This window comes from Streptomyces buecherae (assembly GCF_014295035.1).
Classification (GTDB): domain Bacteria; phylum Actinomycetota; class Actinomycetes; order Streptomycetales; family Streptomycetaceae; genus Streptomyces; species Streptomyces youssoufiensis.
Map to the genome: position 1 here is coordinate 371,169 of NZ_CP060404.1, position 17,262 is coordinate 388,430.

13 protein-coding genes and 1 pseudogene are annotated in these 17,262 nt (G+C 74.5%); 9 read left to right on the top strand and 5 right to left on the bottom strand.

All coding sequences use genetic code 11. The features are described 5' to 3' along the window. The first annotated feature begins 26 nt into the window (after positions 1 to 26). The 3 genes from H7H31_RS01280 to H7H31_RS01290 all read left to right on the top strand — a co-directional run bounded on the left by H7H31_RS01280 (position 27) and on the right by H7H31_RS01290 (position 2,890). Positions 27 to 653 (top strand): TetR family transcriptional regulator, encoded by a 627-nt coding sequence (locus H7H31_RS01280; protein ID WP_232109630.1) that lies wholly within the window; start codon positions 27 to 29, stop codon positions 651 to 653. A 228-nt stretch (positions 654 to 881) separates the two neighbouring features. Further along, entirely contained in the window at positions 882 to 1,529 is a 648-nt protein-coding gene (locus H7H31_RS01285; RefSeq protein WP_187064713.1) for a winged helix-turn-helix domain-containing protein, read from the top strand. Next, entirely contained in the window at positions 1,526 to 2,890 is a 1,365-nt protein-coding gene (locus tag H7H31_RS01290; RefSeq protein ID WP_187064714.1) for an MFS transporter, read from the top strand. The genes H7H31_RS01285 and H7H31_RS01290 overlap by 4 nt, the downstream gene beginning before the upstream one ends. Before the next feature lie 7 nt (positions 2,891 to 2,897). Here H7H31_RS01290 and H7H31_RS01295 read toward each other — a convergent pair whose 3' ends face one another. The 4 genes from H7H31_RS01295 to H7H31_RS01310 form a co-directional block, all read right to left on the bottom strand. Continuing rightward, entirely contained in the window at positions 2,898 to 3,242 is a 345-nt protein-coding gene (locus H7H31_RS01295; RefSeq protein WP_232109631.1) for a hypothetical protein, read from the bottom strand. Positions 3,243 to 3,446: 204 nt separating this feature from the next. Beyond that, on the bottom strand, positions 3,447 to 4,721 hold the full coding sequence (locus tag H7H31_RS01300) for an acyltransferase family protein (RefSeq protein ID WP_232109632.1): 1,275 nt from the start codon (positions 4,719 to 4,721) through the stop codon (positions 3,447 to 3,449). Beyond that, positions 4,718 to 7,066, bottom strand: a complete 2,349-nt coding sequence (locus H7H31_RS01305; RefSeq protein WP_187064715.1) for a glycosyltransferase — start codon at positions 7,064 to 7,066, stop codon at positions 4,718 to 4,720. Before H7H31_RS01305 ends, H7H31_RS01300 begins: the two co-directional genes overlap by 4 nt. A 1,064-nt stretch (positions 7,067 to 8,130) precedes the next feature. Further along, positions 8,131 to 8,916, bottom strand: coding sequence for a thioesterase II family protein (locus H7H31_RS01310; protein ID WP_269475433.1), 786 nt, complete (start codon positions 8,914 to 8,916; stop codon positions 8,131 to 8,133). 448 nt (positions 8,917 to 9,364) lie between these two features. On the opposite strand from H7H31_RS01310, the gene H7H31_RS01315 reads away from it, so the two are divergent. The 4 genes and pseudogenes from H7H31_RS01315 (at position 9,365) to H7H31_RS01330 (ending at position 14,173) form a co-directional block, all read left to right on the top strand. After that, positions 9,365 to 10,105 (top strand): class I SAM-dependent methyltransferase, encoded by a 741-nt coding sequence (locus H7H31_RS01315; RefSeq protein WP_187064716.1) that lies wholly within the window; start codon positions 9,365 to 9,367, stop codon positions 10,103 to 10,105. Between the two features lie 164 nt (positions 10,106 to 10,269). Then, complete coding sequence (locus H7H31_RS01320; RefSeq protein ID WP_187064717.1) at positions 10,270 to 11,160, top strand: LLM class F420-dependent oxidoreductase; 891 nt, start codon at positions 10,270 to 10,272, stop codon at positions 11,158 to 11,160. Positions 11,161 to 11,558: 398 nt separating this feature from the next. Next, positions 11,559 to 12,890: pseudogene (locus H7H31_RS01325) on the top strand (hemolysin family protein); the annotation flags it as partial. Positions 12,891 to 13,153: 263 nt separating this feature from the next. After that, complete coding sequence (locus H7H31_RS01330; RefSeq protein WP_187064718.1) at positions 13,154 to 14,173, top strand: hemolysin family protein; 1,020 nt, start codon at positions 13,154 to 13,156, stop codon at positions 14,171 to 14,173. A gap of 110 nt (positions 14,174 to 14,283) precedes the next feature. On the opposite strand, the gene H7H31_RS33585 is transcribed toward H7H31_RS01330, so the two are convergent. Then, on the bottom strand, positions 14,284 to 14,730 hold the full coding sequence (locus H7H31_RS33585; RefSeq protein WP_232109634.1) for a MazG-like family protein: 447 nt from the start codon (positions 14,728 to 14,730) through the stop codon (positions 14,284 to 14,286). 145 nt (positions 14,731 to 14,875) lie between these two features. On the opposite strand from H7H31_RS33585, the gene H7H31_RS01340 reads away from it, so the two are divergent. Further along, positions 14,876 to 15,697 carry an SGNH/GDSL hydrolase family protein gene (locus H7H31_RS01340; RefSeq protein WP_187064719.1) on the top strand — a complete coding sequence of 274 codons (822 nt, stop codon included), beginning with the start codon at positions 14,876 to 14,878 and terminating at the stop codon, positions 15,695 to 15,697. Between the two features lie 126 nt (positions 15,698 to 15,823). Continuing rightward, complete coding sequence (gene purB / locus H7H31_RS01345) at positions 15,824 to 17,257, top strand: adenylosuccinate lyase (RefSeq protein ID WP_232109635.1); 1,434 nt, start codon at positions 15,824 to 15,826, stop codon at positions 17,255 to 17,257. Positions 17,258 to 17,262: the final 5 nt, after the last annotated feature.

Here is a 17,262-nt window from a genome sequence, read left to right on the forward strand (position 1 = left end):
GCGGGGCATGGGGTTACGATGACGGGGTGAGTTCCCGCCCCGAAGTGAGCCTGGCCGAGCGCAAGCGGCAGCTCGTCGCGCACGAGCTGACCGAGGCGGCGCTGCGACTACTGGCGCGGGAGGGGTTCGACGCGGTCACCATCGACGAGATCGCCACCACCGCTGGCGTGTCCAAGCGAACCTTCTTCCGCTACTTCGCGTCGAAGGAGGACGTGGTCGTCCAGCTCCTGGCCGACCTCGGCGCCGGCATGCGCACCGAGCTGGCGACCCGCCCCACCGACGAGCACCCCTCGGCCGCGCTGCTGGCGGCCGTGCGGGTGCCCATCGCCGCCTGCGGCGACCACGTCGACCGGGCGCTGAGCGTGGTCCAACTCATCCTGCGCACCCCGGCCCTGCTCGGGCGCTTCCTGGAGCGACAGGCGCAGTGGCGCGAGGAGTTGACGCGGGAGCTGGCGGACCGACTCGGGCTCGACGCCGACGCGGAGCTGTACCCGCGGCTGGCCGCCGGCATGGCCCTCACCGCCTTCGACGCCGTACTGCACCGCTGGAGCGCCAGCGACGGCCGCGAGGACCCCATCGCGCTGCTCGACGACGCCTTCGCCGTCATCGCCCCGTCGTTGGACGCCACAGACGGGCGCCCTTCGGCCAACTGAGGCCCTGTCGGCGGGAGTTCACGTCGCGTCGATGACGGTCGGCGCCGCTCTTCGATGGGTGCGTACGACCCGGGGTCATGGCCCCGGCGGCTCCGGCGCGGCCCGACACCGCCGCTCCGGCCCCGCGCCCACCCCACGCACAAGGCCCCGGCCCGCCCAGGGCAGATCCCCAAAGAAATTCTGCAAAACTACTTTTGGAAAGCTGTCGCAACGTTCTAGCCTCCCGTCATGCCGAGCGACGAACAACCACGACGCGTACTCGACCCCGAGCGGGACGCGGCGGCCCTGAAGGCCCTGACGCACCCGTTGCGCATCCGACTCCTGGGCCTGTTGCGCCAGGACGGTCCGGCCACCGCGAGTGAGCTGGCGGTCAGGACCGGCGAGTCGTCCGCTTCCACCAGCTACCACCTGCGCGTCCTGGCGAAGTACGCGTTCGTGGCCGAGGCCGAGCACCGGGACGGGCGGGAGCGCCGCTGGCGGGCCGTGCACGCCGTGACCTCCTGGAGCAACACGGCCATGGAAGCCTCCCCAGGCAGCCGCGCCTACGTCAGCGTGTCGCGCAGGGCCCAGGTCGAGCACCTGGAGGCATCGCTCGCCCGGCACGAGGCCGATGTCGCCGAGGGGCGGCTGGGGCAGGAGTGGGTGGAGCCGTCCGGGATCAGTGACCTGGCGCCCCGGCTGACCCCCGAGTCACTCACCGAACTCGGGGAGGTGCTCGACCGGAAACTGGAGGAGCTGACCGCCCGCGACGCGCGCGACCCGCGCGCCACCCAGGTCATCCTGCTGACCGCCGGGCTGCCCCTGGCCCCCCGCGACCACGGCACGGAGCCGGACGCGCCCTCGCCCACCGCGCCACACGCCGACGACGCGTCATGACGGAGCCGCTGGTCATGCGCACCGCGCGGCGCCGCTACAGCACGGTCTGCGTGCTGTTCTGGCTGCCGCTGGGGCTGGCCATCGCTCCCCAGGTCCTGCTGTTCACCGAGCGCGGCATGACCATGGCGGCCATCGCGGGGTTCTTCGCCGCGCACTCCCTGACCGCCGCCGCGCTGGAGCTGCCCACCGGCGGGCTGTCCGACGTCCTCGGCCGGCGCGCCGTCCTGGCCACCGCCGGCCTGCTCAACGTGGTGGCCCTGGTCCTGGTGGGCCTGGGCACCGCTCCCTGGCTGCTCGGCCTGGGCATGGCCCTGGTGGGCGCGGGACGTGCCCTGTCCAGCGGGCCGGCCGAAGCCTGGTACGTGGACACCGTCCAGGCGCACTGCGGGCCCGACGCCGAGTTGCGCACCGGTCTGGCCCGCGGCGCCGCCGCGACCTCGGCCGCGCTCGCCACCGGAACCCTCGTCGGCGGCGCCCTGCCCTGGCTGCTCGGGCTCGGCCCCGACCTCGGCGCCCAACTGAGCGCGGCGACCTCCGGGTCGGTGCTGCCGCTCTCCGTTCCGATGCTGTTGGGCGCGGCGGTCGAGGTCGTCTTCGTGCTGTACGTCCTGACCGCGCTGCGGGAGCCACCCCGGCCGGCAACCACCGCGCACGACGTACTCCGAGGCGTCCCGGCCACGGTGCTGGACGGGCTGCGGCTGGGCAGCCGCGACGGGCTGGTCCGACGCGTGCTCCTCAGCGCGGGGGCCGCCGGCGGAGCGCTGGCCACGGTCGAGTTGCTCACGCCGGGCCGCGCCGCGGCCCTCACGGGCACGACCGAGTCGGGGGCGGTGCTCTTCGCCGCCCTCGCCTGCGCCGGGTACCTCTGCCACGCCCTGGGCAGTCACCTCGCCCCGCTGACCGCACGCCTCGCGGGCGGTTCCGAACGCGCCATCCTGGTGAGCCTCGGCGGCGGCGCGAGCGGTGTGCTGCTGCTCGGCGCCACCGCCGCGTTCCAGACAACGGCCTCCACGGTCCTCGCGGTCGTCGGCTACGCCCTGGTCTACCTCGGCCTCGGCGCGGCGGGGCCGAGTGAGAACGACCTCCTTCACCGCCGTGTGGCCAGCGCGGGCCGGGCCACGGCACTGTCCGTCCAGTCCCTCGCGCTGCAACTGACGGCGGCTCTGACCGGCTTGGTCATCGGCTTCCTCCCGGCGGGCCCGCCGCGTTGGTTGCTCGGCGGCACCGTGCTGCTCGCCGGGGCCGTGCTGTGGATTCGGCGGGGCGGGCCAACGCCCCCGGCTCCCAGCGCGACGCCCGAGCCGCGGGCCGCCTCGCCCGCACTGAGCGCCGCCAACTCGGCCCCGGCGGCGGGCCGTTAATCGGGTCCTACGCCTGACCCAGCATCGAGAACGCCCAGCCGATCGCGATCAGCGGCACCACGATGGCCAGCACGCCGAGCGCGGTCCCGGCCCGGGCCCGGTGGCGGTCGGTCACTGTCCGGTCCCGCATCCGGGCCAGCGCTCCGGTGCCCGAGACGACCGCGCAGATGCCCGTGGGTAGCACGAAGTACGCCGGTACGACGCGGACCCACGCCGAGGCAGCGGCCGGCAACAGCGGGCAGCCCATGAGGGTGACGGCGGCGAGACCGAGGAGCAGCGAGGCCGTGCCCGTCGGCTGCTGCGCCGCCGCCCGGTGCTCGCGCGCGCGGACGGTCCGCTCTACGGAACTCATGCTCCGAGAGGCTAGGCGGAGGCCGGCGGAGGCCACGTGGGCGCGGCTACCTAGATCGTCCTGAGTAGTCCCGCCGGGTCGGCGGCGTTCCGCGCGGTCTCTCCGGGCCGGCCTGGCCCCCGTACGGTCGCGGGCCCCGCCCCTCGGTGGGTCGTGGGGACGGGCGGGCGGGTGCCCGGCCGGGGTGGCCGGCCGGGCCTGCGGTCAGCGGGCCACCTCCGGGTAGAAGTCGCGCGGCTTGCCCGACGAGTCCTTCAACCTGCCGAGGAGGCTCGACGGGTACTCGATGAACCAGTAGCTCGCCACCGCCACGGGGATCGACACCGCCAGCACGATGAGCAGCGCGAGCGGAAAGCCCTCCGGCCCCTGCGGCAGCAGGCCGACCTTGTGCGCCTGGAGCATGATCGGCTCGTGCCAGATGAAGAGGCTGTAGCTGACCAGGCCGGTTCCGGTGAGCCAGCGGGTGTGCAGCACCCGGTGCCAGCGCACCCGCCGCGCCGCCTGCAGGGTGCTGTAGAGCAGTACGACCCACAGCAGGCTGGCGATCGGGTGGTAGAAGGTGAACACGAGGTTCTCCGGCGCCGAGTAGAGCGAGAGCGCGAAGAGGCCCACCGCCGAGGCCGCCGACAGGGCCGCCGAGCACCAGCCCGGCAGCTTGCCCCTGCCGTCGAGCGCCACCATCAGCACGGCCAGGCCCATGCCGGCCGCGAAGCCGCCGAAGCGGGCCTGCGGCCCGAAGTAGGCCGCCCAGTCGGTGTGCGGCACGCCCCACGCGTAGCGGGCCACGGCGAGCCACACCAGGGGGACGGCGAACAGGGCGGCGCAGCCGGCGGCGCACAGCGCCGCGCGCCCGCCGCGCGTGCCGATCCTCCCGCAGGCGCGCACCGCCAGCGGCCCGATGGCCACCAGCGTCAGATAGAAGACGATCTCCAGCGAGAGCGACCAGGTGGGGCCGAGGGTGTAGAAGATCCGGTCGCTGTCGAAGACGTGCGTGAACGTCAGGTGCTCCACCAGGTCCCGCCAGTCGCCCGGCAGGGACGGGTTGCGCGAGGCCCACACCACCAGGACGGCCAGGAAGTACAGCGGCACGATGCGGATGGCGCGCCGGAACAGGAACAGCCGGGCCGGGCGCACCGAACCCCGGTCGATCGCGGCGCGCGCGTAGGAGAGCGTGAGCAGGTACGCGGACAGGACGAAGAAGAAGTCGATGACCTCAAGGGAGATCAGGGCACCGAGGAACCGGTTGTCCAGCGGCGGGTGGGAGCCGCGCGCGTCGTAGGTGTGGTACTGCTGCCAGACGTGGAAGAGGACCGTGCTGAGCGCGGCGATCCCGCGGAAGCTCTGGATCTCGGTGGCGCCGGCCCGCGCTGGCGCGGCGGCGGCCTCGGCCCGGGCGGCGTCCGCGCCACGCGCGGCCCTCTCGCGCCGGGGGGCCGGGATGCGCGCTGACAGGTCGGTCGGGGGCGGGGCTGCGGTCACGGCCTGGCCACCGCCTTCGCGGCGGCCCGCGGCGTGACGCGCCACTGCCGGTCCCCCAACGCCTCCTTGAGGTGGGCCTGTCGGGCCACGATGTTCTTGAAGTGGGAGTAGAAGAAGGTCGACGCGAACAGGTAGCGCCAGAACCAGGCGCGCCGGCGGCGCAGTTCGGGCACCGCGAGCCGCCAGGCGAAGCACGCCTGCACCACGCCGGCCGACAGCGTGAACAGCATGGCGAGCACGCAGATCGGCACCGCCCAGTCGAGTTCGCCCGGGCCGCCGGCGCGCCAGATCGAGTACAGCAGGATGGGCAGGATCTGCAGGGTCAGCCAGGGTTGGACCTCGCGCCAGCCGAGCAGGACGGTCAGGCCGAGCTTCTGCCGCGCGGTGAAGACGGGCGAGCGCAGGGCGCGCCACAGGTGCTTGAGGGAGACCTGGAGCCAACCCTGCGCCCAGCGGGAGCGCTGGTTCCACAGTGGCCCGAGTTGGGTGGGGGCCAACTCGCGGGAGATGAGGGTGCGGTCCATCGCGAACCGGGCGCCCTCGCCGAGCGCGCGCAGCGTGGAGTCGATGTCCTCGGTGAGCATCGAGCCGTGCATGCGGGTACGGGCCAGCAGATCGGTGCGCCAGAAGCCGTTGGAGCCGCCGAAGACCCCGAAGCCGTACATGCGGGTGCGCCCCGGGTGGCTCACGGCGTAGATGGCCTCGAACTCCACGGCGACCAGGCGGGCCACCCAGGAGCTGTCACCGTTGCGGATCACGCAGTGGCCCTGCACCACGTCGTAGCCGTTGGACAGCCAGTGCCAGGCGTGTTGGAAGGCGTCGCGGGCCGGGTGGTGGTCCGCGTCGAAGATGCCCACCATCTCGCCGCGGACCCGGGTGACGGCCGCGTTGATGTTCTGCGCCTTGGATGTGCTGCCGACCACCGGCAGCAGCACCAGGCGCGGGTCGCGGCGGGCGATCTCGCGCAGCGTCTCCTCGACGGGCAGCGGGTGCGGGGTGTTGTACGCGAGGACGATCTCCAACTCGCCGGGGTAGTCGAGTTGGAGGAAGGATTCGACGGTGTCCACGATGGTCGCCGCCTCGTTGGGCAGGTAGGCGGCGATGACGGCGCTGGCCGGCGGGTAGGGCTGGGCCGGCCGCTGCGGTCTCGGGGTCGCGTCCAGCGCGTACAGGCACTCCAGGACGATCAGCGCGGCGGAGACCAGCAGGCCGGCGACCACGACCCAGTACACGGCGGAGCCCACGTCCCAGCCGTGCGCGTAGGTCTGCTGGTAGAAGACGAACGGCGCGCCGACGCCGAGGGCCAGCACGAGCAGCGGCGACAGGGTGTTCAGCAGCAGCTTGACTGCCGCGCCGAGCGAGCGGCGTGGGCGGCGGTGCCGGTCCGGCTGGGCCCGCATCCACGGCGCGTACAGCACCGGCCGCAGGTCGCGGTGGCGGATGGCCTCGGCGACCGCGTCCTTGGCGCGTTCGACGGGCTGCTCGCGCCGCGCGCAGTCGGCCAGCGGGGCCCAGCCGACGGCGGGGGTCAGGCGCACGTTCTCGTCGGCGACGATGAAGCGGGTCCCGGCGACCTGGCGGGCGAAGTCCTGGAGGGTGGCGCGCGCCGTGTCCTCGTCGACGCCGGGCAGCAGCATCAGCAGGTGGCCATCGTCGTCCCAGCCCAGCCGGTCGCTGGGGCCGCCGGTGCGCTCGGCGACGCCGGCCAGCCGCTCGGCGACCTCGCGCCGCACGCGCTGGCCCAGGCGCGCTTCCAGGGCGGGCATCTCGGCGACGGCGACCACGGCCAGCACCCCGGCGCGGCGCCCGGCCAACGGGCGCCCCAGCTCCCGGTCGAGTTCGTCGAGGAAGTGCGGGCTTGAGTACAGGCCGGTGCGCGGGTCGAGCAGGAGGCTCTCGACCGGCACCGGCACCCGACGCAGCTTGGCCTCGATGCGCGCGGACAGCTCCGCGGGGTCGGAGGTCTCGGCGACGCAGTCGTCGGCCCCGTGGCGCAGCACGTCTACCACGCCGGCGGGTCCCGACCGGGCGGTGACGACGAGCAGCGGCAGTGCCCGGCCGGCGGGCGCGGCCCGTACCTCGCGGACCACGGCGAGCCCCGCGCGTTCGTCGTCGAGCGCGACGATGGCGTCCGGCGGGGCCTGTTGGATGCGGGCGCTGACCTGGCCCGGTTCGGCGTGGCTCACCTCGTGACCGGTGGACCGCAGCGTCTGGGTGAGCCGTTCCAGACGCCGCCCGGGTATCCCGACGGCCAGCACGTGCCCGCCGGGGCGGGATAGGCCCTGCCGCGTCCCGTTCGGAGCCGATGGCGCGTCCGGTGCGTGGGGGTGGTGCGAAGTGAGCACCTGAGGGTGTCCTTCCTGCCAGGGGGCGCGCGGCCCGTCGCGAACGCCGGGCCGCGTGGCGGCTGGCGTGGACGGGTCCGCCGCGCGCCTCCGTGGACGATCGCGACGGTGTGGTGGTGGGGGCGTACCGCGAAGGGCGGCGCGCCCGCTGGGCCCTACCGGCCGTGCGCCGTACGGGCCGTACGCCGGAACCGCGCCCTGCCTGGCGGCCACCCCGCGCGGGGCGCGCGGCACCGCGCCACGGCGTGACCCTTGGGGCGTGGTGCCGCGCCGGTGCTCTCGTCCCGCACGACGAGGGCGGGGCTGGGGTGGCGCCCCGCCGCCGCGCGAGCGGCGGCACTGACCCGGGGGCACGGCGCGGCGGGATGGCGCCCGGGCGCGCGTGGCCCGGCCCGCCGCGTGGCGCGGCGGGCTGTGGTGGGAGCCGGGTGGGCGCCGCGTACGACCGTGGCCGGGCCGCGCGGCGTGGGCGCGGGGCCGCTAGCCCCGGCGGCGTCTGGGGGCCGCAGGGGCGGAGGGTCTGTCGCCGCGGGCCGGCCGGAGGCGATCGGCGCGCGACGGGCGCGCGGCGCCCGGCGCGCGGTGCTGGGGCCCACGACAGGGCGGTACCGAGGTACGTCTCTCGCGCGCGCCCTGGCCGACGAGGGCGAGGCGCGCGGTGGTGCGAGCCGGGGACGCGCGACCGCGCGTCGGTTTGTTCCGCATCTGTGTGGTCCCGTCCTGGTCGGATCGTGGGGGGAGGACCGGATGGCGCAGGTGCCGCCACCTATCCCGGCCGTGGCCGGGCCAGTTCAGTAACGTCAGCCTCTGCGATCACTATGACACCACGCCTTCGACGGTGTAACGCCTCGATGAAGTCCCCTCGACCCACCGTCCGGGTACGCCCGTAATGCACGCTTTCCGCTGGCGAGAAGCGTTCCCTCGGCTGGCGGGAACGCGCCGGCCCCACACGGGCCCGGGCGACGGCGGGAGCGCGTCGCCCCCGCCGCCGCCCGGTGCCGCCCGGCTTCGCCGTCCAAGCCGGACGGCCGGGCGGCCGTGTTGTCCTCGCGGGTCGGTCGGGGTCAGCCAACGGCCAGGTTGGCGAAGGCCGCGACGTCCTCGGCGATGGCCGCCACCACCCGCTCCTGCTGCGGGGTGATGAAGAAGTGACCGCCGGGGAAGGTACGGAAGGTGAAGCCGCCGTCGGTCAGCTTCGACCACGCCTTGGCCTCGTCCAGGTTGACCCGCGGGTCCGACTCGCCGGTGAGCACGCTGATCGGGCAGTGCAGCACCGGCGCGCTGCCGTCCACGTCGCACCGGTAGGTCTCGATGGCCGTGTAGTCGGCGCGGATGGCCGGCAGCACCATCCGCAGCAACTCCTCGTCGGCCAGCAGCCCGGAGTCGGTCCCGCTGAGCGCGCGGATCTCGGCGATCAGCCCGTCGTCGCCCCGCTGGTGGACGTTCTCGTCCCGGAAGGTGATCGGCGCCCGCCGCCCGGAGGCGATCAGGCCGCGCAGGTGGACGTTGCCGTCCCGCTCGAAGCGGCGCGCCAGTTCGAAGCCGAGCACCGCGCCCATGCTGTGCCCGAAGAGCACCAGCGGGCGGTCCGCCCAGGGCGCGAGCGCCGCGTAGATCGCGTCGACCAGGTCGCCCACGTTCTCCAACGGCGGTTCGGCGCGCCGGTCCTGGCGGCCCGGGTACTGCACCGACAGCACGTCGGTGGTCTCGGAGAGCGCCTTGGAGAAGGGGAAGAAGAAGGAAGCGGACCCTCCTGCGTGCGGCAGGAGCACCACGCGGTGCGGACTGTCGGCTACGGGATGGAAGCGCCGGACCCACAGGTCGTCGGTCGTGGATTCCGTGGTGCTCATAGCTACCCTCGTTCCTAGGTCGTGCTGCGATCCCTGATGGTGGCCGCCCGCCGACACGAGTTCCGGGTCAACGGGCACCGCCCTATCTCATCAGGCATCGGCACAACGGGACAGCTCGGCCCAGCCCTTGACGCGGTGTTGGAAGAATCACGCACGACCGGTGTGACCAGCGCACCCGTGTCGGAATGCGGCCGATTTCCACCGCCGGGGCGGGGCTTGTCGGCGCGTGGCACGGCGCACTCGCCCACGCGTCACGTCCGCGCCCACCCCTGTCCTCCCGCGCGTCACCCGTACCGTGCCGCGTTCGGGCCCCTCAAGCCGCGCCCGCGCGGGTGCACTTCGCCGCCCGGCGGTGCGCGCCGGCGCTGCCGGGGCACGCTGGCGGTGGACCTGCCCGGGAAAACACCCGTCCGGTCAACAGAGGAACCGAGGAAGGGGCACCACCGCCATGCGGGGACGCAGCCGCGACGTCCGTCAGCAACCCGTCCACCACCCGCTGTTCGCCCGCTCCTACGCGCGGCTCGCCCCGCTGGCCGACGAGCGCGCGGGGCTCGGGGCGCTACGTGACGAACTGCTCACCGGCCTCACCGGGCGGGTCATCGAGATCGGCGCGGGCAGCGGCCTGAACTTCGCGCGGTACCCGCGCCAGGTCGCCGAGGTGGTGGCGATCGAGCCGGAGAGCCACCTGCGCGGGCTCGCGGTCACGGCCGCGCTGCGCGCACACGTCCCGGTGGACGTGGTGCCCGCGCGGGCGGAGGCGCTGCCGGTCAAGAGCGAGGCGTTCGACGCGGTGGTGACGGCGCTGGTGCTCTGCTCGGTACAGGACCTGCGCCGGTCGTTGCGCGAGTTGCGCCGGGTGCTGCGTCCCGGCGGTGAGCTGCGCTTCCTGGAGCACGGCCGGGCCCGGGGGCGTGCCATGGCGCTGACCCAGCGGGCGCTGGACCGTACGGTGTGGCCGGCCCTGTGCGGCGGCTGCCACACGAGCCGCGACATCGTGGCCGAGGTACGCCGGGCCGGGTTCGAGATCGACACCCACCGGCGGCTGCGCGTGCCCGAGCGCGGGCTGCCGCTGCCGACCAGCTCGTGCGTACTGGGCGTGGCCCGACGGCCGCCGCTGCCCGTCGACGGCGAACGGCCGGGCGCGACGGACGACGACGGCGGGCCGCCGCCCGCCCAGGGCCGGGACTGAGCGTGCCCCACGCGCCCCTCGCGGCCGGCGGCGGGCATGTACGGCGGGTGCGGGCGACCGACCCGCACCGAGGAAGGCTGCGGTGCGCCACGGTGGACGGTGGGCGCGGGGCGTCGGCCGGGGGTAGAAACGTACCCACTGCCCATGATCGAGGAGGCCGTTTCATGACCCACCCGTTCCGCTTCGGCGTCAACATGCTCACGATAGAGACCGGCGAGGCGTGGAGAGACAAGTGCCGGCGCGCCGAGGCGCTCGGCTACGACGTCCTGCTGGTGCCCGACCACCTCGGCATGCCCGCCCCCTTCCCCGCCCTGATCGCCGCCGCCGAGGCCACCGAGCGCCCGCGGGTCGGCACCTTCGTGCTCAACGCCGGGTTCTGGAACCCGGCGCTGCTCGCTCGCGAGGTGGCCACCTGCGACCAGCTCACCGGCGGTCGGCTGGAACTCGGCCTCGGTACCGGTTACGTCAAGGCCGAGCACGACGCCGCCGGCCTGCCGTGGGGCTCCCCGCGCGAGCGCGTCGACCATCTGGAGCGGACCCTGACCGAACTGGACCGGCTCCTGACCGACACCGAACAGCAGCCACGCCCCGCGCAGTCACCCCGGCCGCCGGTGCTGCTCGGCGGCAACGGCAACCGCGTGCTGCGGCTGGCCGCGCGGCACGCCGAGACCGTGGCGTTCACCGGCGCCAGCCAGGCCCCCGACGCGCCCGCCGGCACCCTGTCGGTGATCAGCGCCGACGCGCTGGAGGAGCGGGTGGCCGCCTACCGCTCGTTCGCCGCCGACCGGGCGGCGCCCGCCGAGCTGAACTACCTGGTCCAGCAGGTGGTGATCACCGACGACCGCCGCGCCGCGGCGGCGGAACTGGCCCCGCACACGGGCGGCCTGACCGAGGACCAGGTGCTGGAGCACCCGGCGCTGCTGGCCGGCACGGTCGCGGAGATCGCCGACCAGGTGCGGGCCCACCGCGAACGGTTCGGCTTCACCTACTTCACCGTGCTCGACCCCTACGCGGAGGCGTTCGGCAAGGTCATCGCCGAGCTACGCGAGGGCTGAGCCCCCGGGCGCCCCGGCCCCCCGTCACCCCCGAGCACCGTGCCGCGGGGCGGGCCCCCGCCGCCGGGTGGGCCCGCGCCCTCGATGGGCTCGCGCCGCCCCGGCCCGGTTGTCGCATGGTGCCGGGTCGGGTGGGTACCCGGACGGCTCGGGGCCGCACGCGGCGCCCCGGCGTCGGTCGGTCGGAGAACGGTGAATGGCGGGTTCCGGGGCATTTCCAGTGGTGCTGATCACGGCTCCCGTCTGCCGCTTTGCCGATCCTTTACGATGGGTGTTCGATCCTCTGTCCGTAGAACCTCCTGCGAAAGGTGTGAGCGTCCGTCCATGGGCGAGCCTCCCAGTAGCCGCTGTCGCGCGATCCCTCTGTTCCTGCCCGACCATGGGACGGAGGTGACCCGATGATGGAAGTGCTGCTCCTGGCCGTGGCGCTGCTTCTGTCGCTGGCCTGCGGAGCCTTCGTCGCGGCGGAGTTCTCGCTGACCACGGTCGAGCGCGCCGAGTTGGAACGGGCCGTGGACCGCGGTGAGCGCGGCGCGCACAGCGCCCTCCAGGCCGTGCGCAGCCTCACCTTCCAGCTCTCGGGCGCCCAGCTCGGCATCACCGTCACCAACCTGATCGTCGGCATGTTGGCCAAGCCGTCGATCGCGGCGCTCCTTGGCGGTCCCCTGGAGGCCGTGGGGGTGCCCTCGTCGGCCGTGAACTCCTTCGCCCTGGTGCTGGGCACCGTGCTGTCCACGCTGGTGCTGATGGTGGTCGGCGAGCTGGTCCCCAAGAACTGGGCGATCTCCAAGCCGCTGCCGGTGGCCAAGCGGGTCGCCACCCCGCAGCGCGTCTTCAGCGCGGCCTTCCGCCCGCTGATCTCGCACCTGAACAACACGGCCAACCGCATGGTGCGCCGGATGGGGCTGGAACCGGCCGAGGAGCTGGCGTCCGCGCGCGGCCCGCAGGAGCTGGTCGCGCTCGCCCGGCACTCCGCCCGCCAGGGCGCCCTCGACCGGGACACCGCGGAACTCTTCGTCCGCACGCTCAACCTGGCCGAGCTCTCGGCGGAGAACGTGATGACGCCCCGGGTCCAGGTCATGGCGCTCGACGTGCAGGCCACCGCCGAGGACGTCGCCAACGCCACCCGGGCCACCGGCCTGTCCCGCTTCCCCGTCTACCGCGGCAACCTCGACACCGTCGTCGGGGTCGCCCACATCAAGGACGTCCTGGCCATCCCGGCCGAGCGCCGGCCGCGCCACCCGGTGTCCGCCCTGCTGCGCGACCCGCTGCTGGTGCCCGAGTCGCTAACTGTGGACCGGCTCCTGGACCGGCTCTCCGGCAAGCGCACCATGGCCGTCGTCATCGACGAGTACGGCGGCACGGCCGGCGTGGTCACGCTGGAGGACATCGTCGAGGAGGTCGTGGGCGAGGTGCGGGACGAGCACGACCCGCTGGAGACCCCCGACCTGGCCGCGCGCGGCACCGACCCCGAGGGCCGGGCCCTGTACGACGCGGACGGCGCGGCCCGCACCGACCAGTTGCGGACGATCGGGCTCCGCGCGCCGGAGGGCCCGTACGAGACGCTGGCCGGCCTGGTCGCCACCGAGCTGGGGCGCATCCCGGCCCGGGGGGACGAGCTGGTCGTGGCGGGCTGGGAGCTTGAGGTGACGGACGCCTCCGGGCGCCGCGCCGCGAGCGTGCGCCTGCGCGCGCCGCTGGCCTCCGCGACGGACGAGGCCGACGCGGACGACGCCGGCTCCGGCCAGCGCGGCGGGGACGGCGGCCGGGACCGGCCGCACCGAGGCTGGCGGCGCCCCGGCGGCCAGCACCGCGAGCACCACGCCGACCTGGCCGACCGGGCCGGCTCGCTCAGGGGGAACGGTCCCCTCCGGCCCACCGCCCCGGACACGGCCGCGGAACCGGCGGTGGCTGACGGCCCCGGTCGCCGGACGCGCCCCGGGCGCGGGGCGGCGTCGCTCGACGCCACGCGGCAGCGGAAGGAGACCCGTCGATGATCGCGGTCCAACTCTTGATCGGCCTGCTGACGCTGGTGGTCAACGCGTACTTCGTGGGGGCCGAGTTCGCCCTCATCTCGGTGCGCCGCAGCCAGATCGAACCGCACGCCGAGCAGGGCGACCGGCGGGCGCGCAGCGTGCTGTGGGGCCTTGAGCACGTGTCGGCCCTGATGGCGGCGGCGCAGCTCGGCATCACCCTGTGCACCTTGGTGCTCGGCATCGTCGCCGAGCCGGCCATCGCGCACCTGCTGGAGCCGGCCTTCCACGCGGTCGGCGTGCCGGACGGACTGACCCACCCGATCGCCTTCGTGATCGCGTTGGCGGTGGCGACGTACATGCACATGCTCTTCGGCGAGATGGTGCCGAAGAACGTCGCGCTGGCCGAGCCGGTGCGTTCGGCGCTGCTGCTCGGCCCGCCGCTGGTGGCCATGTCGCGGGCGCTGCGGCCGGTGATCTTCACGGTGAACGCGTTCGCGAACGCGCTGCTCAAGCTGTTGCGCGTGGAGCCCAAGGACGAGGTGACGGCCTCGTTCTCGGACGCCGACCTGGCGCGCATGGTCGCGGACTCCAGTGAGGCCGGGCTCCTCGACGACCGGGCCACCGAGCGGCTGCGCGACGCGCTGGAGCTGGGCCGGCGGCCGGTGCGGGACGTCGTGCTCTCCGTCGACCGGGTGGTCACGGCGCGGCTGGGGGTCACCCCGGAGCAGTTGGAGACCCTGTCGGCCGAGTCCGGGTTCTCGCGCTTCCCCGTCATCGACGAGGGCGGGCGCATCCTGGGCTACCTGCACGTGAAGGACGCCCTGGACGCCCGGCCACGGGACGTGGCCTTCCGCACGGAGCAGTTGCGGCCCATCGCCCGCGTGCGGGCCGCGACGCCGCTCGACGACGTGCTGACGGCCATGCGGGGCACGAGCACGCACCTGGCCGCCGTCATCGACGAGCACAGCCGGCTGGCCGGGCTCGTGACCATGGAGGACGTGCTGCGGGAGCTGGTGGGCCCGGCGCCCAGCGCGTAGCACGGGGCCGGCCCGGGCCTCGGCGAGGTCCGGCCCGGCGCCCGTCAGCCGGGCCGGTTCGGAGTCCGAACCGGCCCGGCCCATGTGGCGAGCACGGCGGCCGGCGGCTCTCAGGGGCGCTCGTCGGCTGCCGCGCGCATGCGCTCGGCGACGCCGCGGACGTGCGCGTCGAGCGTGCCGGCCGGGTCGTCACTGAACTCGTGCAGCACCACGGCGGCCGTGAGGATCACGTCGCACAGCTCCGCCGCGACATCCGCGCGCTCGTGGGTGACGCCCTTGCGCGGGTTGTGGCCGGTCAGTCCCGTGTAGGCGTTCATCACCTCGCCCGTCTCCTCGGTGAGCTTCAGCAGGCGCAGGGCGGTCTCCTCGGCGCGGTCGCGGGTGGCGTTGGCCGCGTCGAGCCAGGCCACCGCCGCGCGGGCCGCCTCCCACAGCGCGCCGTCGGCCGGCCCGGCATCGGCCGCGCCGTGGGCGGGCTGGGCTGCGCGGGCCGCGCGCTCGTGGAGGGCGTCGAGCTGGTCGGCGCGGATCTGGTCGGCGGTCAGGCGCTCGGACATCCGGTGGTCTCCTGTGTCGGTGGGGCACCCGGGCGCCGACGGCGCGGCCGGGCCGCAAGCGGACGGAAGGCGGGCTGGCGGGTCGGCCGGAACCGGTGACCGGCCCGGTCACCGGTTCCGGCCTGTCGATATGATCGCCCTCGCCATGCAGATGAACGCCACGTACTCCAGTTTCGTCGCGGTCGGCGACTCCTTCACCGAGGGCATGTCCGACGAACTGCCCGACGGCACCTACCGCGGCTGGGCCGATCTCCTCGCGGCGCGGCTCGCGGCCCGCGTTCCGGACTTCCGTTACGCCAACCTCGCCGTGCGCGGCAAGCTGATCGGCCAGATCGTCGACGACCAGGCCGGGCCGGCCGCGGCGATGGACGCCGACCTGGTGACGCTGGTCGGCGGGCTGAACGACGTGCTGCGCCCCAAGTGCGACATAGGGCTGGTGGCCGCCCGCCTGGAGGAGGCCGTCGAGTTGCTGGCCCCGAGGTGCCGCCAGCTCGTCCTGATGCACAGCCCCGGCCGCCACGGGCCGCTCCTGGAGCGGGGCCGGTCGCGCATGGAGCGGCTGTACGCGCACATCGACGCCCTGGCCGCGCGGCACGGGGCGGCGGTCGTGGACCTGTTCGGGGCGCCCGTGCTGGGCGATGCGCGGATGTGGGCCGACGACCGGCTGCACCTGAACGCCGAGGGGCACCGGCGGGTCGCGGAGGCCGTCTGGCAGGCGATCGGCCTGCCGGCCACGTACGACTGGCGCGCGCCGCTGCCGCCGCCGGTGCTGCCCGGCTGGCGCTCCCGGCGCGGCGCTGACCTGCGGTTCGCCAGGCAGCATCTGGCGCCCTGGATCGGCAGGCGGCTGACCGGCCGCTCGTCGGGCGACGGCCGCTTCCCCAAGCGGGCCGAGCTGCTGCCCCTCGCGCTGCCGGTGCGGGACGCCGACGACGCGACCGACGCCCGCACGGCGCCGGGCGACTGACCCACCGCGATCCGGCGGCGGCCCGGCGCGGGAGGCCGCACGATGTCGGTGGGCCGGCCCCGGCGGGCCACCGGCCGCCGAGGGCGCGGCGCTGGCCTGCGGATACCGCCAGTAGACTGTGCGTCCGTGACTGCTAAGCCGCGCATCCCGAACGTCCTGGCCAGCCGCTACGCCTCGGCGGAGCTGGCCCTCCTGTGGTCCCCCGAACACAAGGTGGTGCTGGAGAGGCGGCTGTGGCTGGCCGTGCTGCGCGCCCAGAAGGACCTGGGCATCGAGGTGCCGGACGCCGCCATCGCCGACTACGAGCGGGTCCTTGAGCGGGTGGACCTGGAGTCGATCGCCGAGCGCGAGAAGGTCACCCGGCACGACGTCAAGGCGCGGATCGAGGAGTTCAACGCGCTGGCCGGGCACGAACAGGTGCACAAGGGCATGACGTCCCGGGACCTGACCGAGAACGTCGAGCAGTTGCAGGTCAGGCTCTCGCTCGAGCTGGTGCGCGACCGCGTGGTCGCGGTGCTCGCCCGGCTCGCCGCGCTGGCGGCCGAGCACGCGGAGCTGGTCATGGCCGGACGCTCGCACAACGTCGCGGCGCAGGCCACCACGCTCGGCAAGCGCTTCGCCACCGGCGCCGACGAACTCCTGGTGGCCTTCGCGCGCCTCACGGAGCTGCTCGACCGCTACCCGCTGCGCGGCATCAAGGGCCCGGTCGGCACCGCACAGGACATGCTCGACCTGTTCGGCGGCGACGCGTCGAAGCTGGCCGACCTCGAGCAGCGCATCGCCGGGCACCTCGGCTTCGGGAGCGCCTTCACCTCCGTCGGCCAGGTCTACCCGCGCTCCCTGGACTACGAGGTGGTCACGGCCCTGGTGCAGGTGGCCGCCGCCCCCTCGTCGATCGCCAAGACGATCCGGCTGATGGCCGGCCACGAGCTGGTCACCGAGGGGTTCAAGCCGGGCCAGGTCGGCTCGTCCGCGATGCCGCACAAGATGAACACGCGCTCCTGCGAGCGGGTGAACGGCCTGACGGTGGTCCTGCGCGGCTACGCGTCGATGGCCGGCGAACTGGCGGGCGACCAGTGGAACGAGGGCGACGTGTCGTGCTCGGTGGTGCGCCGCGTCGCGCTGCCGGACGCCTTCTTCGCACTCGACGGCCTGCTGGAGACGTTCCTGACGGTGCTGGACGAGTTCGGCGCCTTCCCGGCCGTCGTCGCCCGCGAGCTCGACCGCTACCTGCCGTTCCTGGCCACCACCAAGGTGCTGATGGGGGCCGTGCGGGCCGGCGTGGGTCGCGAGGAGGCGCACGAGGCGATCAAGGAGAACGCGGTGGCGGCGGCGCTGGCCATGCGCGAGCGGGGCGCCGAGCGCAACGAACTGTTGGACACCCTCGCGGCGGACGAGCGCCTTCCGCTGGACCGGGCGGCGCTGGACGCCCTGATGGCCGACAAGCTCTCCTTCACCGGCGCCGCCGCGGACCAGGTCGCCTCCGTGGTGGCCCGCGTCGAGGAGATCACCAGGCAGTACCCGGAGGCCGCCGGGTACGCGCCGGGGTCGATCCTCTGAGCCCC

Bases quoted from the DNA above. Each gene is read 5' to 3' on its own strand.
- H7H31_RS01285 (WP_187064713.1), top strand. From the start codon at position 882: ATGCCGAGCGACGAACAACCACGACGCGTACTCGACCCCGAGCGGGAC.
- H7H31_RS01290 (WP_187064714.1), top strand. From the start codon at position 1,526: ATGACGGAGCCGCTGGTCATGCGCACCGCGCGGCGCCGCTACAGCACG.
- H7H31_RS01295 (WP_232109631.1), bottom strand. From the start codon at position 3,242: ATGAGTTCCGTAGAGCGGACCGTCCGCGCGCGCGAGCACCGGGCGGCG.
- H7H31_RS01310 (WP_269475433.1), bottom strand. From the start codon at position 8,916: ATGAGCACCACGGAATCCACGACCGACGACCTGTGGGTCCGGCGCTTC.
- H7H31_RS01315 (WP_187064716.1), top strand. From the start codon at position 9,365: ATGCGGGGACGCAGCCGCGACGTCCGTCAGCAACCCGTCCACCACCCG.
- H7H31_RS01320 (WP_187064717.1), top strand. From the start codon at position 10,270: ATGACCCACCCGTTCCGCTTCGGCGTCAACATGCTCACGATAGAGACC.
- H7H31_RS01330 (WP_187064718.1), top strand. From the start codon at position 13,154: ATGATCGCGGTCCAACTCTTGATCGGCCTGCTGACGCTGGTGGTCAAC.
- H7H31_RS33585 (WP_232109634.1), bottom strand. From the start codon at position 14,730: ATGTCCGAGCGCCTGACCGCCGACCAGATCCGCGCCGACCAGCTCGAC.
- H7H31_RS01340 (WP_187064719.1), top strand. From the start codon at position 14,876: ATGCAGATGAACGCCACGTACTCCAGTTTCGTCGCGGTCGGCGACTCC.